The organism is Chryseomicrobium aureum (assembly GCF_016909155.1).
Lineage (GTDB): Bacteria > Bacillota > Bacilli > Bacillales_A > Planococcaceae > Chryseomicrobium > Chryseomicrobium aureum.
Window position 1 is genome coordinate 321,102 of sequence record NZ_JAFBFG010000001.1, and the last position, 26,274, is coordinate 347,375.

Annotated in this window: 22 protein-coding genes; all 22 read left to right on the plus strand. The window is 42.1% G+C overall.

Annotation, left to right across the window (positions count from 1 at the left end; genetic code table 11):
• Position 1: 1 nt before the first annotated feature.
• The 22 genes from JOD03_RS01660 to miaA all read left to right on the plus strand — a co-directional run bounded on the left by JOD03_RS01660 (position 2) and on the right by miaA (position 26,264).
• Positions 2 to 802, plus strand: a complete 801-nt coding sequence (locus JOD03_RS01660; protein ID WP_204589080.1) for a DUF3388 domain-containing protein — start codon at positions 2 to 4, stop codon at positions 800 to 802.
• A gap of 18 nt (positions 803 to 820) precedes the next feature.
• A complete protein-coding gene (locus JOD03_RS01665) occupies positions 821 to 1,672 on the plus strand; it encodes a RodZ domain-containing protein (protein WP_204589081.1) in 852 nt (283 codons plus the stop codon).
• Positions 1,673 to 1,729: 57 nt separating this feature from the next.
• Complete coding sequence (gene pgsA, locus JOD03_RS01670) at positions 1,730 to 2,308, plus strand: CDP-diacylglycerol--glycerol-3-phosphate 3-phosphatidyltransferase (protein ID WP_204589082.1); 579 nt, start codon at positions 1,730 to 1,732, stop codon at positions 2,306 to 2,308.
• A gap of 12 nt (positions 2,309 to 2,320) precedes the next feature.
• Positions 2,321 to 3,574: a competence/damage-inducible protein A gene (locus JOD03_RS01675; protein WP_204589083.1), complete on the plus strand. Its 1,254-nt coding sequence runs from the start codon at positions 2,321 to 2,323 to the stop codon at positions 3,572 to 3,574.
• A gap of 170 nt (positions 3,575 to 3,744) precedes the next feature.
• A complete protein-coding gene (gene recA, locus JOD03_RS01680) occupies positions 3,745 to 4,803 on the plus strand; it encodes a recombinase RecA (RefSeq protein ID WP_204589084.1) in 1,059 nt (352 codons plus the stop codon).
• A gap of 167 nt (positions 4,804 to 4,970) precedes the next feature.
• Complete coding sequence (gene rny, locus JOD03_RS01685) at positions 4,971 to 6,527, plus strand: ribonuclease Y (protein WP_204589085.1); 1,557 nt, start codon at positions 4,971 to 4,973, stop codon at positions 6,525 to 6,527.
• Positions 6,528 to 6,587: 60 nt separating this feature from the next.
• Positions 6,588 to 7,382: a TIGR00282 family metallophosphoesterase gene (locus tag JOD03_RS01690; RefSeq protein ID WP_204589086.1), complete on the plus strand. Its 795-nt coding sequence runs from the start codon at positions 6,588 to 6,590 to the stop codon at positions 7,380 to 7,382.
• Between the two features lie 73 nt (positions 7,383 to 7,455).
• Positions 7,456 to 7,722, plus strand: coding sequence for a stage V sporulation protein S (locus tag JOD03_RS01695; RefSeq protein WP_204589087.1), 267 nt, complete (start codon positions 7,456 to 7,458; stop codon positions 7,720 to 7,722).
• 175 nt (positions 7,723 to 7,897) lie between these two features.
• A complete protein-coding gene (locus tag JOD03_RS01700; RefSeq protein ID WP_204589088.1) occupies positions 7,898 to 9,637 on the plus strand; it encodes a 2-oxoacid:acceptor oxidoreductase subunit alpha in 1,740 nt (579 codons plus the stop codon).
• Positions 9,638 to 10,504, plus strand: a complete 867-nt coding sequence (locus tag JOD03_RS01705) for a 2-oxoacid:ferredoxin oxidoreductase subunit beta (protein ID WP_204589089.1) — start codon at positions 9,638 to 9,640, stop codon at positions 10,502 to 10,504. It begins immediately after the preceding gene.
• 359 nt (positions 10,505 to 10,863) lie between these two features.
• The gene (miaB, locus tag JOD03_RS01710; RefSeq protein WP_204589090.1) at positions 10,864 to 12,402 is read left to right on the plus strand and encodes a tRNA (N6-isopentenyl adenosine(37)-C2)-methylthiotransferase MiaB; all 1,539 of its coding nucleotides are present in this window, start codon (positions 10,864 to 10,866) and stop codon (positions 12,400 to 12,402) included.
• Entirely contained in the window at positions 12,399 to 12,830 is a 432-nt protein-coding gene (locus JOD03_RS01715; RefSeq protein WP_204589091.1) for a YlbF/YmcA family competence regulator, read from the plus strand. The genes miaB and JOD03_RS01715 overlap by 4 nt, the downstream gene beginning before the upstream one ends.
• 101 nt (positions 12,831 to 12,931) lie before the next feature.
• Positions 12,932 to 13,906: a TAXI family TRAP transporter solute-binding subunit gene (locus JOD03_RS01720; protein WP_204589092.1), complete on the plus strand. Its 975-nt coding sequence runs from the start codon at positions 12,932 to 12,934 to the stop codon at positions 13,904 to 13,906.
• A 118-nt stretch (positions 13,907 to 14,024) separates the two neighbouring features.
• Complete coding sequence (locus JOD03_RS01725; RefSeq protein ID WP_204589093.1) at positions 14,025 to 14,540, plus strand: DUF1850 domain-containing protein; 516 nt, start codon at positions 14,025 to 14,027, stop codon at positions 14,538 to 14,540.
• Complete coding sequence (locus JOD03_RS01730; RefSeq protein ID WP_204589094.1) at positions 14,527 to 16,542, plus strand: TRAP transporter permease; 2,016 nt, start codon at positions 14,527 to 14,529, stop codon at positions 16,540 to 16,542. The genes JOD03_RS01725 and JOD03_RS01730 overlap by 14 nt, the downstream gene beginning before the upstream one ends.
• A 74-nt stretch (positions 16,543 to 16,616) precedes the next feature.
• The gene (cotE, locus tag JOD03_RS01735; protein ID WP_204589095.1) at positions 16,617 to 17,051 is read left to right on the plus strand and encodes an outer spore coat protein CotE; all 435 of its coding nucleotides are present in this window, start codon (positions 16,617 to 16,619) and stop codon (positions 17,049 to 17,051) included.
• Positions 16,993 to 19,491: a DNA mismatch repair protein MutS gene (mutS, locus tag JOD03_RS01740; RefSeq protein ID WP_204589096.1), complete on the plus strand. Its 2,499-nt coding sequence runs from the start codon at positions 16,993 to 16,995 to the stop codon at positions 19,489 to 19,491. The genes cotE and mutS overlap by 59 nt, the downstream gene beginning before the upstream one ends.
• 7 nt (positions 19,492 to 19,498) lie before the next feature.
• Positions 19,499 to 21,280 (plus strand): DNA mismatch repair endonuclease MutL, encoded by a 1,782-nt coding sequence (gene mutL, locus JOD03_RS01745; RefSeq protein ID WP_204589097.1) that lies wholly within the window; start codon positions 19,499 to 19,501, stop codon positions 21,278 to 21,280.
• A gap of 12 nt (positions 21,281 to 21,292) precedes the next feature.
• Positions 21,293 to 22,804 (plus strand): glycerol kinase GlpK, encoded by a 1,512-nt coding sequence (glpK, locus tag JOD03_RS01750; protein WP_204589098.1) that lies wholly within the window; start codon positions 21,293 to 21,295, stop codon positions 22,802 to 22,804.
• Complete coding sequence (locus tag JOD03_RS01755) at positions 22,801 to 24,435, plus strand: glycerol-3-phosphate dehydrogenase/oxidase (RefSeq protein ID WP_204589099.1); 1,635 nt, start codon at positions 22,801 to 22,803, stop codon at positions 24,433 to 24,435. Before glpK ends, JOD03_RS01755 begins: the two co-directional genes overlap by 4 nt.
• Positions 24,432 to 25,334, plus strand: coding sequence for an alpha/beta hydrolase (locus tag JOD03_RS01760; protein WP_204589100.1), 903 nt, complete (start codon positions 24,432 to 24,434; stop codon positions 25,332 to 25,334). The genes JOD03_RS01755 and JOD03_RS01760 overlap by 4 nt, the downstream gene beginning before the upstream one ends.
• A complete protein-coding gene (miaA, locus tag JOD03_RS01765; protein ID WP_204589101.1) occupies positions 25,335 to 26,264 on the plus strand; it encodes a tRNA (adenosine(37)-N6)-dimethylallyltransferase MiaA in 930 nt (309 codons plus the stop codon).
• Positions 26,265 to 26,274: the final 10 nt, after the last annotated feature.

Genomic DNA, 26,274 nt, shown 5'->3' on the forward strand with positions numbered 1-26,274 from the left:
AATGTCAACAGAGTGGTTTTTTGAATATGAAATCCAAATCAACAGACCGGGGCTTCTTGGAGACATTGCGTCGCTTCTAGGAATGCTTCGAATTACAATTGTGACAATTAACGGTGTGGATCAGGGGCGCCGCGGCATGCTATTGAATGCGCAGTCTAAAGCAAGCATCGACCGTTTTGAACACATTATCTCCACTATGGAAACAATCCAACTCACAAAATACCGTGAGCCAAAACTACGAGACCGTTTGGCTGTGCGCCACGGTCGCTACATACAGCGTGATTTAGATGATCGAAAGACGTTCCGTTTTGTTCGGGATGATCTTGGTTTACTAGTTGACTTCATGGCAGAGATATTTAAACAGGATGGGCATAAGCTGATTGGTATTCGCGGGATGCCGCGGGTAGGGAAGACAGAGTCTGTAGTGGCTGCTAGTGTGTGTGCCAATAAAAAATGGATTTTCTTATCTTCGACGATGATTAAACAAACAGTCCGAAATCAACTGATGGGAGACGAGTTCAGCAATCAAAATATCTTTATCTTAGATGGAATTGTCACCCGCAAATCATCGGATGAACGCCACCATCAGCTTGTAAAAGAAATGATGCGGATGCAGACGATTAAAGTCGTAGAACATCCAGATATGTTTGTTCAACACTCGGAGTATTCCATTGATGATTTTGACTATATTATTGAGTTACGCCATACACCGGATGAAGAAATTTCATATGAAATCCTAGAAAAAAATCGTGGAAACAATGATTTTGGAGGATTTGGTGGATTCGGCGGATTTGAATTTTAAAAAAGGCAGGTGAATGATGTGTCAGAATTAGGTGCTCGTCTTCGTCAGGCGAGAAAAGAGAGAGATCTCTCAATAGAAGATATTCAAGCATTAACTAAAATACAAAAGCGCTATTTGCATGGAATTGAAGAAGGTAACTATGATTCGATGCCGGGCCCTTTTTATGTGCGCGCGTTCGTTCGCCAATATGCAGAAGCGGTCGGATTAAACGGGGATGAAATCCTTGATACGTATAAAAGTGAAATACCTGTAGCGACTAAAGCTACACCAGCACCAACTCAGGCTTCAACAAGTCGTCGTACATATCGTGGGGGTGGTAACCGGTTGATGGAAATCTTCCCAATGATAGTGGTCGCATTATTCGTAGTAGCTATTTTAGCGATTGCCTATCTACTTTCTCAACGAGCGCCAGTAGATGCACCAGTGGATGAAGTGGGTGAATCCGAAATCATTATCGAAACGCAGCAACCAGAAACAACGCCATCTGATGAAGAGGAAGAAGAGACTGAAGAGTCACAGCAAGAACAAGAACCGGAGGAGCAAACCTCACAAGTCACAATCACTGAGACAAGCACACAAGGTGAGAACTCTTATTTCGACCTATCCGGAGATGAAGAGATAGCAGTTAGAATTCAATTAACAGGAGATTCGTGGTTATCGATTCAAAATGAAGCTGGACAAGAATTGTTAGAATCAGCTCGTGTTTATACCGCCGCAGATGAGTCAGTCACATTTGATCTTCCAGCACAGGGAACTTACAGAGTTCGATTAGGGTTTAGTGATCGAGCAAATGTCTTTATTAATGATCAGCAGGTTGAATATCCAACTAGCAGTAATCCAAGAAACTTGTTCTTTACATGGACGAACTAGTAAACGCCTTGTCCGATAAGGGCAAGGCCTGTTTTCTTAAAGAAAGGAGTAAGCCAATTGAACTTACCAAATAAAATATCAGTGTTTCGCATTTTTTTAATTCCTATTTTTATGGTGTTTATGTTAGTGGACTTTGGATTTGGAGAGGTCAGTCTTTTAGGTGCAACCATTCCAGTGGGCCATCTAATTGGCGCGTTAATCTTTATTTTTGCATCGATTACGGACTTTATCGATGGATATATTGCGCGAAAACATAATCTAGTAACAAACATGGGGAAATTTTTAGATCCATTAGCGGATAAGTTGCTTGTGTCTGCAGCACTTATTCTTCTCGTTTCATTAGAATTGGCGCCAGCTTGGGTAGTGATTGTCATAATCAGTCGTGAGTTTGCGGTAACAGGTCTTCGCTTGATCTTAGCAGGAGGCGGAGAAGTCGTTGCTGCAAATCAGCTAGGTAAAATTAAGATGTGGACTCAGACTGTTGCAATTTCAGCGCTATTACTGGGGAACATTGGTTTTGAAATGATTGGCTTCCCATTCGCAACAATCATGTTATATGTTTGTTTAGTATTTACAGTATGGTCAGGATGGGATTATTTCTATCTGAATCGTCGTGTTTTACTTGATTCAAAGTAAGGAGGGTATTGTATGCGCGCAGAAATTATTGCAGTAGGCTCAGAATTACTATTAGGTCAGATTGTGAATACGAATGCCCGCTTTATTTCTACGCAACTTGCTGAGATGGGAATCACTATTCATTTCCACACAGTAGTAGGTGACAATAAGGGGCGTCTTGTAGAGGCGATTCGAATTGCTGAGGGTCGCGCTGACCTGATTATTTTTTCAGGTGGACTAGGACCTACAAAAGATGATTTGACAAAGCAGACAATTGCAGACCATTTACATGCAAAACTTGTAATTGATCAGCAAGCGTTATCATTTATTGAAGACTTTTTTGCAAAGCGAGGACGGCCTATGACGGATAATAATCGTCAGCAGGCACTGGTCCTTGAAGGGGCGCAAGTGTTGAAGAACGATAATGGGATGGCACCAGGGATGTTTTATCGAACTTCTACGCATACCTATATTTTACTTCCAGGACCCCCGAAAGAGTTAGAACCAATGTTTCAGTTTGAAGCAAAGTCACTCTTAGCAGAACAAGTATTGGATAATCAACTCATTTTCTCCCATGTCATTCGTTTTTATGGAATAGGAGAGGCAGAATTAGAGACGGAGTTGTTGGATTTAATTGAAAATCAAACAAATCCAACGATTGCTCCACTTGCTACGGATAGTGAAGTGACGATTCGATTGACAGCTACTGGTGCAACTGAAGATGAGGCTTGGAGTGCAATTAAAGACGTACAAGCGGAAATTTTGAACCGCGTAGGAAAGTATGTGTACGGGTACAACAATGACTCATTGGCTCAAAAGCTAAAGCAAACATTGATTGCACATCATCTCACGATTTCTGCTGCTGAGAGCATGACAGCAGGTTTGTTCCAAGCTGAACTCGCATCGATACCTGGAATGGCTGAAGCACTGGTTGGTGGTGTCGTTGTCTACAACGAAGAAACTAAAATCAAGCATCTAGGCATAAATAAAGAGACAATCGATACATTTACAGTTGTGAGTCGAGAAGTAGCTGCTGAGATGGCCAAAAAGGTTCGTGAAAAGTTTGCAACCGATATCGGCGTTAGTATAACTGGTGCTGCAGGACCAGAAGGCCATGGTGGACAACCAGCAGGGACGGTTTGGATTGGCATTACTTATAAAGAAGAAGTGCACACATACGAACTTCATTTAGCGGGAATGCGTAATACGAATCGAATCCGTGCAGTGAAATTTGCGATCCACTATATTCTGCGTATAATTATGAACGAGAACAGGTCAAATATTTAGTTAAAAAACCGTAGCTGAGGCTGCGGTTTTTGATTTACAAAACTTAGATTTGCCAAAATGAAGTTGTGTAAAGAAATACGAATAAACGTTCGCTTTTTCCTTGTATTTTTCTCAATAAAGGAGTATAGTAAGTATAGAAACAACATTTGATTTCTTAGGAGGAATTTCATTTGGCAGATCGTAAAGCAGCCCTTGATATGGCTTTAAAACAAATAGAAAAACAGTTCGGTAAAGGTTCTGTTATGAAACTTGGAGAAAAGACGGATCGCGAAATCCAGACATCTTCTAGTGGCTCATTAGCCCTTGATGCGGCTCTTGGTGTAGGTGGATATCCACGTGGGCGTATCGTAGAAATTTACGGCCCTGAAAGCTCAGGTAAAACAACAGTAGCTCTCCATGCTATCGCAGAAGCACAAGCGTCAGGTGGTACAGCAGCATTTATCGATGCTGAGCACGCACTTGACCCAGTGTATGCACAAAAATTAGGTGTAAATATTGATGAGTTGCTTCTATCTCAACCGGATACAGGAGAACAAGCGCTCGAAATTGCGGAAGCACTTGTACGCAGTGGAGCAGTAGATATTTTAGTAATTGACTCCGTAGCCGCATTAGTTCCAAAAGCTGAGATTGAAGGTGAAATGGGAGATTCTCACGTAGGTCTTCAAGCGCGTCTTATGTCTCAAGCTCTTCGTAAACTTTCAGGTGCTATCAATAAATCAAATACCATTGCAATCTTTATTAACCAGATTCGTGAAAAAGTTGGTGTTATGTTTGGAAACCCTGAGGTTACTCCAGGTGGACGTGCGCTTAAATTCTATAGCACAATCCGTCTAGAGGTCCGTCGTGCTGAAGCAATCAAGCAAGGGACAGACATTATGGGGAACAAAACGAAAATTAAAGTAGTGAAAAACAAAGTAGCACCACCATTCCGTACAGCAGAAGTTGATATTATGTATGGGGAAGGGATTTCACAAGAAGGTGAAATCATCGATATGGGGTCCGATCTTGATATCGTTCAAAAAAGTGGTTCTTGGTATGCATACAACGATGACCGCTTAGGACAAGGTCGCGAAAATGCAAAACAATTCTTGAAAGAAAATGAGTCGATCAAGCATACGATTGCATCTCAAATTCGTGCTTCTCTTGGCATGGCTGCAAGTTCATACACGATTGCTGCACATGAAGAAGAGGAAGATGAAGAATTTGAATTAGTTTTAGATAAAGAATAATACGCAAGCGCTCGTCTTTTGACGAGCGCTTTTTTCCATCAACTTGACAGTGATTTTTTATATCGATACAATGAATTTGTATTTTCTATTATTTTCATGCTAAAACGAAACCAGGCAGACAGAAGTCAGCCGACTGAAAACAACAAATAGCAAGAGGGGGTGTCTGCATGATTGAAATCATCATTCCCGCTTTGCTTGGTCTATTTGTCGGTGCCGTTGTTGGGTATTGGTATCTTAAAAAACTTAATGATTCCAAAGTCACTGGAGCGAAACAGTCCTCTGAACTGATTCTAGAAGAAGCAAAGCGTGAAGCGGAAGCACTTAAAAAAGAAGCACTTCTAGAAGCAAAAGACGAAGTACACACATTGCGCACAGAAGCAGAAGCCGACATTCGTGAACGACGTTCTGAACTGCAAAAGCAAGAAAATCGTCTTGTGCAGCGTGAAGAAAACCTTGATCGTAAGGATGAAACACTTGACAAGCGTGAAGCGGGACTTGAACGAAAAGAAGAAGCGTTGGCGGAAAGACAACAGCATATTGAACAAAAAGAGAGTAAAGTGGAAGAGCTTGTTCAAGAACAACAACTTCAACTCGAACGTATTTCTGCACTTACTCGAGAAGAAGCACGCAGCCTCATCTTACGTGAAGTGGAAAACGAATTGTCGACAGATATTGCAGTCATGACAAAAGAATTTGAAACACGCGCGAAAGAAGAAGCCGATAAGCGCTCTCGTGAAATCTTATCACTGGCCTTGCAGCGTTTTGCAGCAGACCACGTGGCAGAAACGACAGTATCTGTTGTGAATTTGCCTAACGATGAGATGAAAGGACGTATTATTGGTCGTGAAGGTCGAAACATTCGTACAATTGAAACATTAACTGGTATCGATTTAATTATTGATGACACGCCAGAAGCGGTCATTTTATCAGGATTCGACCCGATTCGCCGCGAAACAGCACGACTCGCTCTTGAAAAACTGGTACAAGATGGACGCATTCACCCAGCGCGTATCGAAGAAATGGTCGACAAATCGCGTCGTGAAGTAGATGAGTACATTCGTGAAGTTGGAGAACAAACATCATTTGATGTGGGAATCCATAACCTTCACCCAGACTTAATCAAAATCTTAGGCCGACTACGTTACCGTACAAGTTACGGGCAAAACGTATTAAAGCACTCTACAGAGGTTGCTTTCTTAGCTGGATTACTTGCTGCAGAACTTGGCGAGGACGTCACTCTTGCACGCAGAGCTGGACTTTTACATGACATCGGAAAAGCAATTGACCATGAAGTAGAAGGTAGTCACGTTGAAATTGGCGTGGAACTAGCAAAGAAATATAAAGAACATCCAGTCGTCATTAATAGTATTGCTTCTCACCATGGCGACACAGAAGCAACATCCGTGATAGCGGTATTAGTGGCAGCAGCTGATGCTTTATCTGCTGCACGTCCAGGTGCTCGTAGTGAAACACTCGAAAACTATATTAAACGCCTACAAAAGCTCGAAGAAATTTCAGAGTCTTATGATGGTGTTGAAAAATCGTTTGCTGTCCAAGCGGGTCGAGAGATTCGTATTATAGTGAAACCGGACATTATTGATGACATTTCTGCGCATCGTCTTGCACGCGATATACGCAAACGTATTGAAGAAGAATTGAACTACCCGGGCCATATCAAGGTCACTGTTATTCGAGAGACACGATCTGTTGAATATGCAAAATAACAACCATACGCAGGAATTCCTGCGTATGGTTTTACTTATGTTAGAGAGTAGGAAATTGTAATGAAAATTTTATTTATTGGGGATATTGTAGGATCAATCGGTCGGGATGCACTGGAGTCATATTTACCTCGGTTGAAACGCAAATATCAACCGGATGCTATTATTGTAAACGGAGAAAATGCAGCAGCCGGTCGTGGAATTACGAAAAAGATTTATGATGAACTACTGTTTATGGGTGTTGATGTAATCACAATGGGTAACCATACATGGGATCAAAAAGAAATCTTTGATTTCATCGATGATGCAGATTATTTGATTCGTCCTGCGAACTTCTCACAAGAAGCACCGGGCAAAGGGATGGTCACAATCGAGAAGAATGGTAAACAATTAACGGTTATGAATCTTCACGGCCGTGTATTCTTACCAGCTCATGATTGTCCGTTCAAAATGGCAGATGAACTTGTAGAAGAAGCCAAACAAAAAAGTCCGTATATCTTTGTCGACTTCCACGCAGAAGCAACAAGTGAGAAAATTGCATTTGGTTGGCATCTCGATGGACGCGCTTCCGTAGTTGTAGGTACACACACTCATGTTCAAACAGCAGACAATCGAATTCTTCCTGAAGGTACTGCGTATATTACAGATGTAGGAATGACTGGCCCTTATGATGGCGTATTGGGGATGGGTAAAGAAAATGTGCTTTATAAGTTTAAAACTAACTTGCCTGCACGCTTTGAAGTTCCCAAAACAGGTAGAGCAGTTGTCAGTGGCTATTTTGTAGAACTGAACGAGCAAGGAAAAGCAGTGCATCAAGAGCGAATTTACATTAACGAAGACCAGCCTTTTTCAAATTAGTCTATCTCCCTAATTCTTCGCATATTCTCTAGTAGGGATACTGTCCTAAGCCTTCAATGGAAAGGAAAGAGAAATGGACTCACTAAAAGTATCATCCCGGTCAAATCCAAATCTTGTAGCAGGTGCGCTGGTCGCAGTTATTCGAGAAAAAGGCTATGCCGAAATGCAGGCGGTTGGAACAGGAGCTTTAAATCAAGCTGTGAAAGCTATTGCGATTGCCAGAGGGTTTGTAGCACCAAGTGGACAGGATTTATATTGTAGCCCAGCATTTGCGGACATTGAGATTGGTAGACAAGAGCGCACAGCATTGAAGCTGTTTGTGGAAAAAAAGAAAAAGTAGGATGCAGCAGAGGGCCTCGGTTCTCTGCTTTTTGACGGGATTGTGGCAAATTACTTGTGATTTATCCGCCTATAGACTGAAATTGCTGATTTTCAATTGCAATACATAGAGGAATCAAATTCTTCATGATAAACTAATGTAGGATTCGAAACGTATACAATAAGGAGAGATTAACATGTTGCAGCAGCTCGCATGGAAAGTTGGAGGGCAACAAGGTGAAGGGATCGAAAGTACCGGCGAGATTTTCTCAATGGCGATGAACCGCCTTGGGTACTATTTATATGGTTACCGTCACTTCTCATCACGAATTAAAGGTGGACATACGAATAATAAAATTACTGTACGTCCTACAGAAGTTCGCACGATTGCAGACGATTTAGATATACTCATTGCATTTGATCAAGAGACTATTGATTTGAACTATAAAGAATTAACAGAGTCAGGCATTATCTTAGCAGATGCTAAGTTTTCACCTGAACAACCAGAAGACTCAAAGGCTCCTGTCATCGCCATTCCATTTACAGAAATTGCTTCTGAACTTGGAACGTCTTTGATGAAAAACATGGTAGCGATTGGCGCGTCAGCAGCACTTTTAAAGTTAGATGTCGCTGTGTTTGAAGCGGTCGTAAAAGAAATCTTCTCGAAAAAAGGAGAAGAGGTCGTTGCGAAAAACATGTTAGCAATTGAGCAAGGATATGCAAAGCTCGTTGAAATGACACCAGAAAAAGCGGGAAGTTACGCTTTACAAGCAGCGGACGGTCAACGCCGACTCTATATGATCGGCAATGACGCCATCGCACTCGGCGCACTTGCAGCGGGGGTTCGCTTTATGGCTGCATATCCAATCACGCCAGCTTCTGAAATCATGGAGTATTTAATTAAAAAGTTGCCATTGTTTGGTGGAACTGTCATTCAAACAGAAGATGAAATTGCCGCAGCAACAATGGCAATCGGATCGAACTATGGGGGTGTACGTGCGTTTACAGCGTCTGCGGGTCCTGGCCTATCTTTAATGATGGAAGCGATCGGTCTGTCAGGTATGACAGAGCAACCACTTGTAATCGTTGACACACAACGTGGTGGTCCTTCAACAGGCCTTCCAACGAAACAAGAACAATCGGACTTGATGCAGATGATTTTTGGAACACACGGCGATATACCAAAAGTAGTGCTTGCTCCAAGTACAGGGAAAGAAGCATTTTACGATACAATCCAAGCATTTAATATTGCAGAAGAATTGCAATGTCCAGTTATCATTCTGTCAGACTTACAATTATCACTTGGAAAACAGACGGTAGAGCCATTTGATTATGACGCAATCACTGTAACACGAGGCAAACTATTGTCGGGTGAAGAGATTCCTGAAAACGAGGACAAATCGTATTTCAAACGCTTTGAAATCACAGAGGATGGTATCTCACCACGTGTCTTACCAGGGATGAAAAATGCGATTCACCACGTAACGGGTGTGGAGCACGATGAGACTGGGAAGCCGTCAGAAGCAGCAGGCAATCGACAGCATCAAATGGATAAGCGCATGAAAAAGATGAAATCTGTCCAGTTTGATCAACCGATTTACTCGAATGCACCGCATGAAGAAGCAGACGTTTTATTAGTAGGATTTAACTCGACGCGCGGTGTCCTTGAAGAACTTCAAAGTTCTCTAAACGCACAAGGTATCCGCACAAACCATGCGCATATTCGTTTGATTCATCCATTCCCTGCACAAGAGATGCAAACACTTATGCAGTCAGCGAAAAAAGTTTTAGTAGTTGAAAATAATGCGACAGGTCAACTTGCATCTATTGTGAAAATGAATGTAGGGGGGCATGACAAGATTCACAACGTGCTTCGTTATGACGGAACACCTTTCTTGCCACGTCAACTTGAGAATCAAGTAAAGGAGATGCTCTAAATGGCGACATTTAAAGATTTTCGAAATAATGTAAAACCAAACTGGTGTCCAGGTTGTGGGGACTTTTCTGTACAAGCTGCAATTCAACGTGCAGCTGCAAATGTCGGTATTGAACCTCATGAATTAGCAGTTGTATCAGGAATCGGTTGTTCAGGTCGTATTTCAGGGTACATTAACTCGTACGGGTTCCACGGGATTCATGGCCGCGCACTTCCAATCGCACAAGGATTGAAAATGGCAAACCGTGATTTGCACGTTATCGCTTCAGGCGGCGACGGTGATGGATTTGCAATTGGAATGGGCCATACAGTTCACTCGATTCGACGAAATATCGACTTGACGTATGTCGTAATGGACAACCAGATCTACGGTTTAACAAAAGGACAAACATCACCACGGTCTGCAGCGGGCTTCAAAACGAAATCGACTCCAGGTGGAGCAATCGAGCCTTCACTTAAACCGATGGAAATGGCGTTATCTGCTGGCGCAACATTTGTCGCGCAAGGATTCTCTTCTGATATTAAAGAGTTGACAGCGATTATTGAAGCGGGAATTCAACACAAAGGTTTTGCATTCATTAATGTTTTCAGCCCATGTGTTACTTACAATAAAATTAATACGTATGACTGGTTCAAAGAGAACTTAGTGAAGTTGTCTGAGCGTGAAGATTATGACAACACGAACCGTGAGCAAGCGATGCAAGTTGTGATGGAAACTGAAGGTCTTGTAACGGGAATTATTTATCAAGACAAAGAAACAGCTTCTTATCAAGAGCGCTTAACAGATTATGCACAAACGCCATTAGTTGAGGAAAATTTAACGATGAGCCGCGAGCAATTTGAAGCACTTCAAGCAGAATTTTTATAAGTAGATGTGGAGAACGATACTTTATCCAAGAGGTTGAGTTCCGGTTCCGGGGCTGCTTTCCGTGGGCGCGGCGTGAGCCTTCTCGTCGCACACTCCTGCGGGGTCTCACGTTCCGACTTTGATCCCACTGGAGTCAACCCCTGCACTACACTCAACTTTAAGGTTCGCAACTCGATTTCATAAAGCGATAAAAATAGTTATAACTAGAATCTAATCAGTATTTCTCTCGCAAGTGGTGAGTTAGAAATACTGATTTTTTTAGTGCATTTGAATTGCACAAAGCTGTGAACTTTGTAGGCAGTCTAAAGAATATTCGCTATAATGAAAGGATGAAACTGAATGAAAGGGGATTCGGTGCGATGAACGAAGAATCGAGATTACAAAGCGCACAAATCAAACCTGCACAAAAACCAGAAAAAGACTACAGCCAGTATTTTCAATCTTTCTATCAACCACCTTCATTAAAAGACGCAAAAAAGCGTGGGAAAGAATCCATCAGTTACCATTCCGATTTCACAATTGAAGAGCGTTTTAAAGGAATGGGACAGAATCGCAAGTTCTATATACGTACATACGGCTGTCAGATGAATGAGCATGATACAGAGGTCATGGCCGGATTGTTTTTAAGTCTTGGATATATGCCGACTGATACAGTCGAAGATGCAAACGTCATTTTATTGAACACCTGTGCAATTCGAGAGAATGCAGAAAATAAAGTGTTTGGGGAACTCGGTCACTTAAAGAGCTTGAAACGAAGAAATCCAGATGTATTAATCGGTGTATGTGGTTGTATGTCTCAAGAAGAAGCCGTCGTCTCTAAAATTTTGAAAACATATGATCAAGTAGATATGATTTTTGGTACACACAACATCCATCGGTTACCTCAAATTTTGAATGAAGCCTATCTTTCAAAAGAAATGGTAGTTGAAGTATGGTCAAAAGAAGGTGACGTTATCGAAAACCTTCCACGTGAACGAAAAGGTCAAATCAAAGCTTGGGTAAATATTATGTACGGATGCGACAAATTCTGTACATATTGCATTGTGCCTTACACGCGTGGTAAAGAGCGGAGTCGTCGTCCGGCAGATATCATCCAAGAAGTGCGCGAGCTAGCCGCTGCAGGGTATAAAGAAATTACGTTGCTCGGCCAGAATGTGAATGCGTACGGAAAAGACTTTGAAGACGGCACGTATCGTCTTGGGCATTTGATGAATGATCTACACAAGATTGATATTCCACGTATACGTTTTACTACAAGTCATCCGCGTGACTTTGATGACCATTTAATTGACGTTTTAGCGCAAGGTGGAAATTTAGTAGAGCATATTCATTTACCGGTACAATCGGGTTCATCCGATGTTTTGAAAATTATGGCTCGTAAATATACACGCGAGCAGTATTTAGATCTTGTTCGTCGTATGAAAGAACGTATTCCAAATCTGTCCTTATCGACAGACATAATTGTAGGATTCCCAAATGAGACAGAAGAACAGTTTGAAGAAACACTCTCTTTATACAAAGAAGTAGGATTCGAACTGGCTTATACGTACATTTATTCCCCGCGTGACGGAACTCCAGCGGCAAAGATGCAAGACAACGTACCGATGGATGTGAAAAAAGATCGTCTACAGCGTTTGAATGCTGTAGTGAACGAACTTTCCGCACAAGCAATGGTAAAACATCAAGATGAAATCGTCGAGGTGTTGGTTGAAGGGGAAAGCAAAAAGAATGCAGATGTACTTGCTGGGTACACACGAAAACATAAACTCGTCAACTTTACAGGACCAAAAGAGTTGATTGGAAAGCTTGTCCTTGTTAAAATTACAGATGCGAAAACGTGGTCACTCACTGGCGAATTCGTAGAACTGGCAAACACAGAAAAGGTGGAACTCGTATGAGTCAATATACAAAGCAAGACATTATCGAAAAAGCGCATGAAATAGCAACGATGATTGCACAGACTGAAGAAGTTGAGTTTTTCAAACGTGCAGAAGCACAAATCAATGCGAACCAAAAAATCAGAGAAAAAATTGCAAGCTTAAAAAGCTTACAAAAACAAGCAGTGAATTTTCAGCATTTAGAAAAAGAGAAGGCATTGAAATTGACGGAAGCAAAAATCGCAAAAGTTGAAGAAGAAATTGATGCATTTCCAATTGTTCAAGAGTTCAAACAATCTCAAGGCGAAGTGAACAACCTCCTTCAGCTTGTAGCACACGCAATTTCTAATAAGGTAACAAATGAAATTATTGAGTCTACAGACGGAGATCTTTTACAAGGTGTTACAGGGTCAGCACTGAAAAAGAACCAACCCTCTCAAGAATCTTAATTGCTTAGGTAGTGTGTCTTAGTTAGTTCGACACACTGCCTTTTTTTTATGGTAAAATGAAAGCGGGTCCAAAACCTATTCGAGAAAAGGGAGGAAACAAAATGAACAAAAAGTTTAAGTTTCTAGGAACTACTCTTGCAGCTTCAGCACTATTGCTTGCAGCATGCGGAGGCGGAGATGGCGGAGGAGAATCTTCAGGCGAGAAAACGAAAGACGACTTTCCATTTTTAAGTATCGTTACTGGCGGAACACAAGGTACATACTATCCGCTTGGTGGAACATTCGCAAACTTAGTTACTGAAGAAACAGGTATCCAGACAACTGCAGAGGTTTCTCAAGCTTCAGCAGCAAACATGACTGCACTTAAGAACGGTGATGCTGAAATCGCATTCGTTCAGACAGATGTTGCGTTTTATGCAACAGAAGGTACGTTCATGTTTGAAGGGGATGCAATTACAGATATCTCAGCAATTGGTGCACTTTATCCTGAGACTATCCAAATTGTAACTCTTGAGAATACGGGGATTACATCAGTTGAAGATCTACGTGGTAAAAAAGTATCTGTAGGAGCTCCTGGTTCAGGAACTTACGCAAATGCAGAGCAAATCCTTGAAATCCATGGGATGACAATGGATGATGTCGATGCACAAGCACTAGACTTCGGTGAGTCTCAAGAAAGCTTACAAGCTGGTCAGATTGATGCGGCATTCATCACTTCAGGAACACCAACTGGTGCTGTTGAAGCTCTAAATGCAGTAGCAGATGTTACAATCGTTCCAGTTGAAGCTGATAAGGCTGCTGAACTGATTGAAAAATATCCATACTACGCAGAAGATATGGTTCCTTCAGGCACGTACGGTTTAACGGAAGATGTTCCAACAGTTTCAGTACTTGCGATGCTTGCAGTTTCTAATGAACTACCTGAAGATTTAGTGTATGAGATCACAGCTGCCATCTATGGTAACACAGATCAAATCACACATGCTAAAGGTTCACAAATCAGTTCTGAAACAGCATTAGATGGTATTGGAATTGATATTCACCCAGGTGCACAACGTTACTTCGACGAGCAATAATCAACTACTATAAAAAGCAGTGGTTTCGACCATTGCTTTTTTATCCTTATGAAAAGGCTATAAGCCGAAACTCGAAATTTTATTGATTTGGGCTTATAACCCTGAAGGGTATGGGTATATGTTGAAAGGTATATTCAGTTTAATCATCGGTCTGTTTCTCTTAGTTATCACCTTCATTCCGACCCAACAAGTTCTTGTATTCACTGAGACGCGTACCAATGAACCTTCCGTATATTATATTGCTTTGTCGGAGGAACGAGAGTTTGCGATGACATTTACGCATTCGATTCATTTATCAGATGTCACAGAGACGTATACAATAACGCAAGATGGAAGGTTGCAATTTCTTCAAATGATTTACGAAGACTTGGCAGTCGGCATGCCAGGGGATGCTGAAGAGAATCAAACATTCGAGTTTGTAGATGGCAAATGGGTGTTGACTTCAGAAGACACGTATACAGACTCTTTCACTCTGTATAATTCATCCATTCACAAAAAACTTGAAGTACGGTACGATAATACAATCCACGATTTGAAGGCGGAATTACCAACTGGTCGTTCTTATCGTATCGAAGCGGTAGAGATTTCTATTGCAGATCTTTGGAAAGGAGAAAAGGTTGATGGAAGAAAATAAACAGAAACTAGACAATCAAGACGTAGAACAACTTTCTGAAGAAGAACAAAAAGCCATACTTGCTAAATATGATCCAGAATCTAATACACGTGATCATCAAGGGCTTATGCGAAGAATCGTGTATTTTGCGTTGCTCGCTTTTACTTTGTTCCAATTGTACACAGCAATCAATGGGCAATTCACTGCCTACATACAACGCTCAGTCCACTTAGGCTTTGCTTTGGCATTAATCTTTCTACTATTCCCAGCGCGAAAAAAATGGGCTGTCAAATCGACTGTACCTTGGTACGATTACATACTTGCGCTCTTAGCGGTTGTAGTTGGATTGTATTGGCCATTATTTATTGACGATTTAGTATTACGTGTTGGAAATCTTCAAACTGCTGACTTTGTTATTGGGGTGCTTGCAATTCTATTGACACTTGAAGCGGCAAGACGTGCAGTAGGTTTACCGATTACAATCATTGCTAGTGTGTTCCTTGTTTATGCATTCTTTGGACCGTACTTCCCTGGCTTCTTAGCTCACCGTGGGCAGTCAATTGAAAGTATTGTTCAATTAATGTTCTTTACGACAGATGGAATTTTAGGTACACCATTAAGTGTATCTGCAACCTTTATCTTCGTATTCTTGCTATTTGGGGCTTTCCTTGTAAAAACGGGAGTAGGTCAGTATTTCAACGATTTAGCAGTTTCATTCGCTGGTAAATTAACGGGAGGACCTGCTAAAGTTGCGATTTTCTCAAGTGCCCTTCAAGGTACGATTTCAGGATCTTCTGTAGCGAATGTAGTAACATCCGGTTCTTATACAATCCCTATGATGAAAAAGCTCGGCTACCGCAAAGAATTTGCCGGTGGTGTAGAAGCTGCAGCCTCAACAGGTGGACAAATCATGCCACCAATTATGGGTGCTGCTGCCTTCTTAATGGTTGAATTTATTGGGAACGGAATCACGTATTGGGAAATTGCAAAAGCCGCAGCGATTCCAGCGATTTTATACTTCACAGGAATTTGGATCATGACGCATTTTGAAGCAAAACGAGTAGGTCTAGAAGGCTTACCAGATGATCAAATGCCTGATCGCAAAGAAGTTCTAAAGAAGTTATATCTATTAGGTCCGATCTTAGCGATTATTATCATGCTATTTGTCGGAGTACCAACGATGCAAGCCGCTCTTTGGGGGATTGTGATTGCAATCGTCTTGAGTGCGCTTGATAAATCAACACGTATGAGCTTCAAAGACATTATTGATGCGATGGTAGATGGTGCACGTACTGCACTTGCTGTTGCAGCCGCAACAGCTGCAGCTGGTATTATCGTTGGTGTAGTTGTGAAAACTGGTTTAGGATTAGGACTTGCAAATGGTTTAATTACCGCTGCAGGTGGAAGCATTTTATTAACATTATTCTTTACAATGATTGCTTCGATCATCCTAGGGATGGGTTCACCAACTACAGCGAACTATGTCATCACATCGACAATAGCGGCACCAGCAATCATCACGTTGTTAATGCTTGATGAGCCAGCAGGTGCAGCTGTACCATTAGTTATTGCATTATCTGCTCACTTTTTCGTATTCTATTTCGGGATTGTAGCAGATATCACGCCACCAGTTGCCCTTGCTGCTTTTGCCGCATCGGGTGTGTCCGGTGGAGATCCGATTCGAACTGGGGTCAATGCTTCGAAGCTCGCCATTGCCGCGTTCATCATTCCGTACATGATCATCTTCTCGCCACAATTGTTGATGATTGATACGACGTTATTAGAAATTGCATGGGTTCTATTTACAGCTATTTCTGGAATGATTGCAATTGGTGCAGCAATCATCGGATTCTGGTATCGCAAAGTATTCTGGTATGAGCGTATCCTTGCGGGAATTGCAGGACTACTGTTAATCTATCCAGAAGGATTATCCGATACAATCGGTTTAGTGATGTTTATCATCCTTCTTGCAATTCAATTTGTTACAAAAGATAAATTCGGAACGAAACCAGCACAAGCCTAAAATTACGTGCATCTCAAATTTGAGATGCACGTTTTTGTTTTTCTATGCATAGAGTGTGTGGAGGAGGCATGTGTTTGAAAAACTCTCGCCACAATATTACTAAGGCGATCATCGGACATGGTAAAAAGAAGATTGAAAACAAATCTGTCATCTCACTCCCACAGCGCTCTAACCGGATTCTCGGCTGCTGGATTGTGAACCATCATTACCAAGTTAAAAAAGTGTCAGATAGCGTTGAAGTAGTTGGCCAGTTCGATGCATTTGGTGGTTCTAAAAAAACAGCTGTACATGCGGAAGCCATTCATTACAAAGGAATAGTTCCCATCACCCACACCACGATGAGAGCTCATCCCCTTTTTAGAAGAAACCTAGCGATAGGTTCCTTTTTAATGCTCGCAAAAAGTCTGCTATACTTACACTACATTGATCGAAGAGAAGGACGGATTTCAGATGACATATACTCCAATGATGCAACAATATTTATCAATAAAAAAACAGTACCCAAATGAATTTCTATTTTTCCGATTGGGCGACTTTTACGAACTTTTTTTTGAAGATGCGAAACAAGCCGCATCTATTTTAGAAATCACACTGACGGGCAAGGATGCTGGCGCAAAAGAACGGATTCCGATGTGTGGAGTTCCCTATCACTCTGCAACAGGATACATCGAAACGCTTGTCAGTAAGGGACACCGTGTCGCGATTTGTGAACAAGTCGAAAATCCGAAGTTTACAAAAGGAATCGTTAAGCGCGAAGTAGTTCAAGTAATCACGCCGGGAACATTATTTGAAGGTAAGTCGATTTCTTCTGCTACGAATCATTATGTCGGAGCTGCACTGCTAGGTTCTCCAATACAACTCGCTTACTTAGATGTGGCGACAGGTGAGGCCTACTCTACGAGCATTCGTGAGAACCATAGAGCGTTATTTGCAAAAGCCAATGAATTGAACATAAAAGAGCTAGTTCTCCTTGAACAAGATGCATTGCTCGTAGAAGAGCTTAGTGAGCTATACGATGTTCACTTGACTATACATACTCCCGATGAATTGTCCGGGTATAGCGATTTATCTCATGAAGCAAGTAAATTATTACTTTCTTATCTTCATGCAACACAAAAACGAACGCTTACTCACCTCCAAACGTTTCAGCATTACGAGGAAACGGCATTTTTATCCATTGATAGTGCTTCAAAACGAAATCTTGAGCTTGTTCAATCTATCCGCTCGGGTGATCAAAAAGGAACGCTCGCATGGTTACTTGATGAGACAAAGACAGCAATGGGATCACGTAAGCTCAAGCAGTGGGTACATCAGCCACTTGCGAATCAGGCAGGCATTGAAAAACGTTTAGACAAAGTGGAAGCATTTTTAGATGATTTTATGGTGCATGAGGAAGTGAAAGAAGCATTAACTACGGTTTATGACATGGAACGACTTTTAGGAAAAGTGAGTTTCGGTACATTGAACGGAAAAGATGCTGCGCAGTTGAGAAAAACCTTACAACAAGTACCCGTTTTGAGAGAGATTTTATCCGAATCTACAAATTCACATTTACAACAATTGGGACACCAACTTTCAGATCCGGTTGAATGTCGAGAGCTTTTGGAGAGGGCGATTGCCGATTCACCCCCTCTTGCATTAAAGGACGGAGGCGTAATTCGCGAGCAATTTTCACAACAGCTCGATGAATTCCGCTATCTCGCTACTAACGGAAAAGACTGGTTAGCTGAACTCGAGCAACGCGAACGTGAGTTGACGGGAGTCAAAAACTTAAAGATTGGGTACAACCGGATTTTTGGTTATTACATCGAGTTAACGAAATCGATGGTTCATCTTGCAGATGAAGCACGATACGTTCGAAAGCAGACACTTGCAAATGCTGAACGCTTCATAACCGAAGAATTGAAGGAAAAAGAGACAATGATTCTAACCGCACAAGAAAAAGCATTAGTTCTTGAAACAGAACTATTCGAAAAAGTGCGGGATGACATTAAACAACATATATCTGTCCTTCAGCAGCTTGCTGATGCTCTAAGTGAATTAGACGTCCTGCAATCTTTCGCGACATGTGCAAACTACTATCAATTGACACGCCCTACATTTGAATCGGATACGAAAATGGAAATTCGAGATGGACGACATCCCGTTGTGGAAAAAATGATGAACAACCACCACTATGTCGCAAACGACTGTGTGTTGACGAACGAGAAAAATATGTTATTGATTACTGGACCGAACATGTCGGGTAAAAGTACGTATATGCGTCAGGTTGCCATCACCATCATTATGGCGCAAATGGGGTCGTTTGTTCCTGCATCTTATGCACTCCTACCGATTACAGATAAAATCTTTACGCGAATAGGGGCTGCTGATGATCTTGCAGGCGGACAAAGTACGTTTATGTTAGAAATGGTTGAATCAAAAAATGCAATTGTCGGTGCCACAAAAAATAGTTTGCTGTTATTTGATGAGATTGGCCGGGGAACCTCCACTTATGATGGAATGAGCTTAGCGCAAGCAATGATGGAATACATCCACGATAAGATTGGAGCAAATACCCTTTTCTCCACACACTACCATGAACTTACAGAGCTAGAAGGGCAGTTGCCACGCCTTAAAAATGTGCATGTAGCTGCGACAGAACAAGATAAAAAAGTAGTGTTCCAACACAAAGTGAAAGACGGTGCCGCCGATAAAAGTTATGGCATTCATGTCGCAGAATTAGCGGAACTTCCAATAGCTATAATTGAACGAGCGCAACAGTTGTTATCGGATTATGAAGAACAAGAAGACCGTCAATTATCCTTATTTGATTTCACTGCGACAAGTGAGCCAAAACTAAAAGAACATGACGTTGTGGTTCAACTGCGAAAACTAGACGTGATGGATATTACGCCACTCCAAGCGCTGAATTTATTACACACACTCAAACAATCTGTAGAGGAGTGAGGGACCTGTGACGAAAATAAAAGTAATGGATGAACTGTTATCCAATAAGATAGCAGCTGGAGAAGTCGTCGAGCGTCCTTCCAGTGTTGTGAAAGAACTTGTAGAAAATGCGATTGATGCAGGGAGCACATCGATTCAAATAGAATTGGTTGAAGCAGGCCTACAAAAAATCGAAGTCACTGACAACGGGGACGGAATGGACCGAGAAGATGCGGAGTTAGCATTTTCTCGGCATGCCACGTCTAAACTATTGACTGAACATGAATTGTTTCGTATTCGTTCGCTTGGATTCCGGGGAGAGGCACTTGCAAGTATTGCAGCGGTCTCTAAAATCTGGATGCAAACCTCAACAGGAGAGGGCTCTGGCACGCAATTGACAATGGAAGGTGGTCGGTCTATAAATGTGCAAGACGGACCACTACGCAAAGGAACAATCATCCGTGTCGAACAGCTCTTTTATAATACACCGGCTCGTTTGAAGCATGTGAAATCGATACAAACTGAACTAGGTCACTCAATCGACTTGATCAATAAATTGGCCCTAAGCTATCCATCTATTGCCTTTACTCTGATTCACAATGGACAAACGCTTCTTCAGACGTCTGGACGTGGCAATCTTCAACAAGTGGCAGCGTCTATATACGGAACGGGTACAGTAAAGCAAATGATAGCGTTTGAAGCTGAAAATGAAGACTTCAAAATTACGGGTTTAACGTCACAACCGACCGTGACTCGGGCATCAAAAAACTATTTAACGATTTTTGTGAATGGTAGATGGATCAAGCACTTCGGGTTAAATCGTGCAATCGAAGAGGCATACCACACGTTTTTACCAATTGGTCGTTATCCGATTACTTTACTTTCCATCACGTTAGATCCGTTACTTTCCGATGTGAACGTGCATCCGGCGAAACATCAGATTCGCATTAGTAAGGAAAAAGAACTCGAATTGTTTGTGACAAAAACACTTCGTGAAGTACTACGTGGGAAGCAAGATATCCCAAAAATGACGGTTCCAAAAGAAAAGCCAGCTCCTTCGACTCAAACCTCTTTTTTTCAAAACACGACGAAAACCTATGACTATAGTGCACCACCTGTAGTCGACCAAGAGTATATCGAACAAACAGTAGAGCAAATTTTTGAAAAGAGTGCACAAGAGTCGCTTGATGTTTTAGAAGAAGGTGTAGAGGCCGTATCTGCGCCGGTTTTACCGGAGATGGACATCGTCGGACAGATTCATGGAACCTATATAGTCGGTCAAGCGCAGGATGGATTTTATTTGGTTGATCAACACGCGGCACAAGAGAGAATCAAGTACGAGTTTTACCGAACGAAAGTAGGGGAAGTGAATCATGAAGAGCGTCAAATGCTTTTGCTCCCATTAACCTTTCATTTTTCTCTCGATGAGGCGCTTCGTATTAAAGAAAATCGACAAGAACTTGAGTCGGTGGGTATTAGGGTTGAAGAGTTTGGAGATTCCAGCTTTGTCGTTCGTGAATACCCTTCTTGGTTTCCGAAAAATCAAGAACGTACGATTATCGAAACAATGCTCCAAGCAGCGCTAGATAAAAAGCACGTAAATGTAGCAAAATTACGGGAAGAAGCAGCGATTTTGATGAGCTGTAAATTATCGATTAAAGCGAATCACTACTTACCACGTGAGCAGATGGCGACATTACTTGAGGATTTGCGACACTGTGAACAGCCCTATACCTGTCCGCATGGTCGACCGGTCGTCATTCATTTTTCAAGTTACGAGATTGAAAAAATGTTCAAACGTGTCATGTAAAGGAGACTGGATATGGACTATATTTTATCAATTGACCAAGGAACGACGAGTTCACGCGCGATTTTATTCAATCGAGAAGGGAAGCCTGTGCATACGGCTCAAAAAGAGTTCACGCAACACTTTCCGAAATCCGGTTGGGTCGAACACGATGCACAAGAAATCTGGGGATCGGTGTTATCTTGTATCGCAGGCGTGCTTACCGAAGCAAATGCCCAGCCGGAACAAGTGAAAGCGATTGGTATAACAAACCAACGCGAGACCACTGTCGTTTGGAACAAGAAAACCGGCAAACCGATTTATCATGCGATCGTATGGCAGTCTAGACAAACGAATGGCATTATTTCGAAGTGGAAAAAACAAGGGTTTGAACAACAAGTGACGGAAAAAACTGGATTACGACTGGACCCGTATTTTTCTGCTAGTAAAGTTGCTTGGATTCTAAATGAAGTAGAGGGAGCTCGCGAACAAGCAGAAAATGGGGAATTGTTATTCGGGACAATTGAAAGCTGGCTCATCTGGAAGCTTAGCGGAAACAAAACGCATGTCACCGACTATTCGAATGCTAGTCGCACACTGCTCTTTAACATTCACGATTTACAATGGGATGACGAGCTTCTTGAGATGTTTAACATTCCAAAATCTATGCTTGCTGAAGTTGTCGATTGTTCCGGAGAAATTGCAATGACTGATCCGTCGGTATTCTTTGGGAAAGAAGTGCCAATTGCAGGCGCTGCCGGGGACCAACAAGCAGCTTTGTTCGGTCAAGCATGCTTTACAAAAGGAATGGCCAAAAACACGTATGGCACAGGATGCTTTATGTTACTCAACACTGGCGAAGAAGCAGTAACTTCAGATGATGGACTCCTCACAACAATTGCTTGGGGAATAGATGGGAAAGTTCATTACGCACTTGAAGGAAGCGTATTTGTCGCAGGATCGGCTATCCAGTGGCTCAGAGATGGTTTGCGTATGCTTCGCAAGGCATCGGATTCCGAAGCCTATGCAGCGCGTGTTGCGTCAACGGATGGGGTATACGTCGTCCCAGCATTTGTAGGACTCGGTACACCATACTGGGATTCGGATACGCGTGGCGCAATTTTCGGGTTGACTCGAGGGACGGAGAAAGAACACTTTATACGCGCAGTACTGGAGTCCCTTGCGTATCAGACGAAAGACGTGCTAGATGCAATGGAACAAGCAGCGGGAGTGTCAATCGAGTCGCTTCGTGTGGATGGAGGTGCTGTGGATAATTCATTTTTAATGCAGTTCCAAGCGGATATTTTACATGCAGCGATTGAAAAAGCGGGACTCAACGAAACGACAGCACTTGGTGCAGCCTATTTAGCGGGTCTTGGCGTAGGTTTCTGGAGTTCACTTGATGAGTTATCAGAGCTACATGAAACGACGAAAACATTTGAACCAAAAATGGACGAAAAAACGCGAAAAACATTGTATTCAGGATGGCAACAAGCAGTTGCTGCTGCACGCTCGTTTAAACCGACTGAAGGAGAGGATGTTTCATGAAATCGTATTTAGACCGTGCATATTTAAAAGACACATTAGGCTCGTATCACTTTGACGTAGTTGTCATCGGTGGCGGAATTACTGGCGCTGGAATTGCACTGGATGCTATTTCACGAGGACTAACAGTTGGCTTGATTGAAATGCAGGACTTTGCTTCCGGTACTTCTTCACGTTCAACGAAACTTGTTCATGGTGGACTCCGTTATTTAAAACAATTTGAAGTTCAAATGGTAAGTGAAGTGGGCAAAGAGCGAGATATTGTTTATCAAAATGCAAAACATGTCACAACGCCAGAATGGATGATGTTGCCATTTTATAAAAAAGGCAACTTCGGACCGCTTTCTACTTCTTTAGGACTGAAAGTGTATGACTATTTAGCAGGTGTGAAAAAGGACGAACGACGTGAAATGCTTTCGAAACAAGAAGTGATTGACCTTGAACCTTTAATTAATACGAAAGGGTTAAAAGGTGGCGGTTACTACGTAGAGTATCGAACAGATGACGCACGATTGACAATTGAAGTAGTAAAGAAGGCGATTGAACTTGGGGCAGTGTGCTTAAACTATATCAAAGCCGAAAACTTCATCTATCAAAATGAAAAAATAATCGGTGTGCGCGCGAAAGATATGCTATCGGGTGACCAACTCGATATCCATACGACGACTGTCATCAATGCTGCAGGTCCGTGGGTAGATGAAGTGCGTGGGAAAGATCGTCTTGAAAATAATAAACATCTTCAACTTACCAAAGGAGTTCATATCGTGGTCGATCAAAAGCGCTTCCCACTCCAGCAAGCGATGTATTTTGATGTACCCGATGGTCGTATGATTTTTGCAATTCCAAGAGATGGTAAGACGTATGTCGGAACAACAGATACGTTTTACGATGCAGATCCACTTAATCCTATAGCGACTGAAGAAGAAATCACATATTTAGTAGATGCTTCGAATCAACTTTTCCCTTCCATCCATTTAAAAAGAGAGGACGTAGAATCCACATGGGCTGGCGTCCGACCATTGATCTCAGAAGATGGCAAATCCGCTTCTGAAATCTCTCGAAAAGATGAAATCTGGGTGTCGAGCACAGGGCTCGTTACGATTGCAGGTGGTAAATTGACGGGGTACCGGAAGATGGCAGAAGATGTGATTGATACAATCAAAGGAAATTACTCCCGCGAGATCCCATCGTCACCAACTAAGCAGCTTCCGTTATCCGGTGGTGATTTTGGACTGCTCGACTTTGATGAATATGTTTATGAGCGTTCAAAACAACTCATTTATTATGGTTTGTCACTCTCTGAAGCTAAAAACGTCGTGACGTTTTTAGGCAAAAATAGTGAAGTGGCAATCGGTTATATTCCATATGTTCAGAGCTGGGAAACACCAACACTTAGTTTGAAAGATCGTATCTTACTTTACTATACGATTCAAAACGAAATGGTAACGAATTTAAGTGATTTCTTCATCCGTAGAACAGGTTATCTTTATTTTGATATCGCCCGAGTTGAGTATACGTGGAAAGAGGTAAGTGCAATCCTAGCGCAGGAGTTACAACTCTCCGATGAACAAAAGCAAGCAGGAGAAGACGAGTTGAAACAACGCATAGAAGAAGCAAAGGGGACTGGAGTATGACGACAAAGTGGATGGAGATGACCGATCAGTCAAAACTTTTCGTACGCGACTATCCTGTTGAAGACGCGACTACAACAGTCGTCGTGTTACATGGTTTAGCAGAACATTCGGCTCGTTATGAGCAGTTTGCTGGTGAATTGAATGACAAAGGCTATCATGTACTTGTTCCCGATCACCGGGGGCATGGCCAAACTGGAGAACGTGCGGGCCGCCTTGGTTATTTTGCGGAAGAAAATGGGTTTGAGCGCGTGGTGGATGACGTAAATGAGTTGATACAGCACCATCTCCTCGATTATCCGTCACGTGCAATTTTCTTGGTCGGCCATAGTATGGGGTCATTTCTCGCTCGTAGATATGTTCAAAAGTATCCGGCTGTCGTTGATAAACTTGTTTTGATTGGCACTGGAGGAGACCCAGGACTTCTTGGAGCTTTTGGAGCGCGTCTTGCAACTTTCAAGGCCCGCGGGGAAGGTGCAACACAGCCGGGGACACTTATGAATAAGTTAACCTTTGGAAATTACAATAAAGGTATAGAAGATGCAGAGACGGAGTCGGATTGGTTATCTACTGATGCTGAAGTAGTGAGAGATTACCTCGCTGACCCGTATTGTGGTTTTGTACCCACGAATAAGCTATATCAAGACTTATTACAAGGATTAAAAACGATTCACGCGACAGACCAGCTTGCACGTATGAGAAAGAGTCTTCCTGTGTTACTGATTGCAGGTACAGATGATCCAGTGGGGGATTACGGGAAAGGTGTTCGTAAAGTTGCTCTAAGTTTTCAAAAAGCAGGTAGTGAAGATGTCAAACTTGTCTTGATTGAAGGGCAGCGCCATGAAATTTTAAATGGTAAAGGGCGTCAAACGGTCGTTGATCAAATTTTAGGATGGTTGTAAATGAAACAAAAAGTAGTAGTACTGATAGGACCGACGGCCGTTGGGAAGACGGCAACAAGTATTGCCCTTGCAAAAGCAATTAACGCTGAAATCATCAATGGGGATGCGCTTCAAGTTTATAAAGGATTGACGATTGGAACGGCAAAGATTTCTGAAGAGGAAATGGAAGGTATTCCACATCACTTACTCTCCATAAGAGAACCAGATGAAGCTTTTTCAGTTGCTGACTATCAATCCATCGTAAGAAAGAAAATACAAGAGATCGCAGCAAGAGGAAAAGTCCCTCTCATTGTTGGGGGAACAGGTATGTACATCCAATCTATTCTCTATGACTTCCGCTTTAATTCATCACCACAAGATATGGAATTACGTGAAAAGTTGGAAAGTGAAGATGCTATCGCATTATGGAACAAGTTAGACACACTTGACCCAGAAGCAGCTACTACCATCTCTTATCAAAACAAACAGCGTGTCATTCGTGCATTGGAGCGTGTCATGAGTGCTGGTATTACACAAAAAGAACAGCAACAAGATACGGGCAATGAACCCTATTATGATTTTTACATCATCGGATTAAACCGTGACCGACAAGAACTTTATGATCGGATCAATTACCGTGTAGAAGTGATGATAAAACAAGGGCTACTAGAGGAAGTAAAGCAATTACTTTCATATGTACCGAAAGAGGCGCAGTCGTTCAAAGCGATTGGGTATAAGGAAGTCATCGAAGCCATAGATGGTAACTGGCCCCGCCAACTTTTAGTGGAAACGATTCAACAAAACACTCGACGTTATGCAAAGCGGCAGTTGACCTACTTCCGGAATAAATTGCCTGTCAACTGGTATCACCCTGAAAAGGACATCACTCAGATCGAACTAGATTGCCAAAAGTTTTTGAAGGAAAATAACGAGGAATTAGCGAATAAGTAGGTAGAGACGA

Excerpts from the sequence above, each read along its gene's own strand:
- JOD03_RS01755 (WP_204589099.1), top strand. The coding sequence starts at position 22,801 with ATGAAATCGTATTTAGACCGTGCATATTTAAAAGACACATTAGGCTCG.
- JOD03_RS01725 (WP_204589093.1), top strand. The coding sequence starts at position 14,025 with ATGTTGAAAGGTATATTCAGTTTAATCATCGGTCTGTTTCTCTTAGTT.
- JOD03_RS01660 (WP_204589080.1), top strand. The coding sequence starts at position 2 with ATGTCAACAGAGTGGTTTTTTGAATATGAAATCCAAATCAACAGACCG.
- miaB (WP_204589090.1), top strand. The coding sequence starts at position 10,864 with ATGAACGAAGAATCGAGATTACAAAGCGCACAAATCAAACCTGCACAA.
- JOD03_RS01675 (WP_204589083.1), top strand. The coding sequence starts at position 2,321 with ATGCGCGCAGAAATTATTGCAGTAGGCTCAGAATTACTATTAGGTCAG.
- rny (WP_204589085.1), top strand. The coding sequence starts at position 4,971 with ATGATTGAAATCATCATTCCCGCTTTGCTTGGTCTATTTGTCGGTGCC.
- JOD03_RS01700 (WP_204589088.1), top strand. The coding sequence starts at position 7,898 with ATGTTGCAGCAGCTCGCATGGAAAGTTGGAGGGCAACAAGGTGAAGGG.
- glpK (WP_204589098.1), top strand. The coding sequence starts at position 21,293 with ATGGACTATATTTTATCAATTGACCAAGGAACGACGAGTTCACGCGCG.
- mutS (WP_204589096.1), top strand. The coding sequence starts at position 16,993 with ATGACATATACTCCAATGATGCAACAATATTTATCAATAAAAAAACAG.
- JOD03_RS01690 (WP_204589086.1), top strand. The coding sequence starts at position 6,588 with ATGAAAATTTTATTTATTGGGGATATTGTAGGATCAATCGGTCGGGAT.
- JOD03_RS01715 (WP_204589091.1), top strand. The coding sequence starts at position 12,399 with ATGAGTCAATATACAAAGCAAGACATTATCGAAAAAGCGCATGAAATA.
- miaA (WP_204589101.1), top strand. The coding sequence starts at position 25,335 with ATGAAACAAAAAGTAGTAGTACTGATAGGACCGACGGCCGTTGGGAAG.
- JOD03_RS01760 (WP_204589100.1), top strand. The coding sequence starts at position 24,432 with ATGACGACAAAGTGGATGGAGATGACCGATCAGTCAAAACTTTTCGTA.
- JOD03_RS01720 (WP_204589092.1), top strand. The coding sequence starts at position 12,932 with ATGAACAAAAAGTTTAAGTTTCTAGGAACTACTCTTGCAGCTTCAGCA.
- JOD03_RS01705 (WP_204589089.1), top strand. The coding sequence starts at position 9,638 with ATGGCGACATTTAAAGATTTTCGAAATAATGTAAAACCAAACTGGTGT.
- JOD03_RS01730 (WP_204589094.1), top strand. The coding sequence starts at position 14,527 with ATGGAAGAAAATAAACAGAAACTAGACAATCAAGACGTAGAACAACTT.
- JOD03_RS01695 (WP_204589087.1), top strand. The coding sequence starts at position 7,456 with ATGGACTCACTAAAAGTATCATCCCGGTCAAATCCAAATCTTGTAGCA.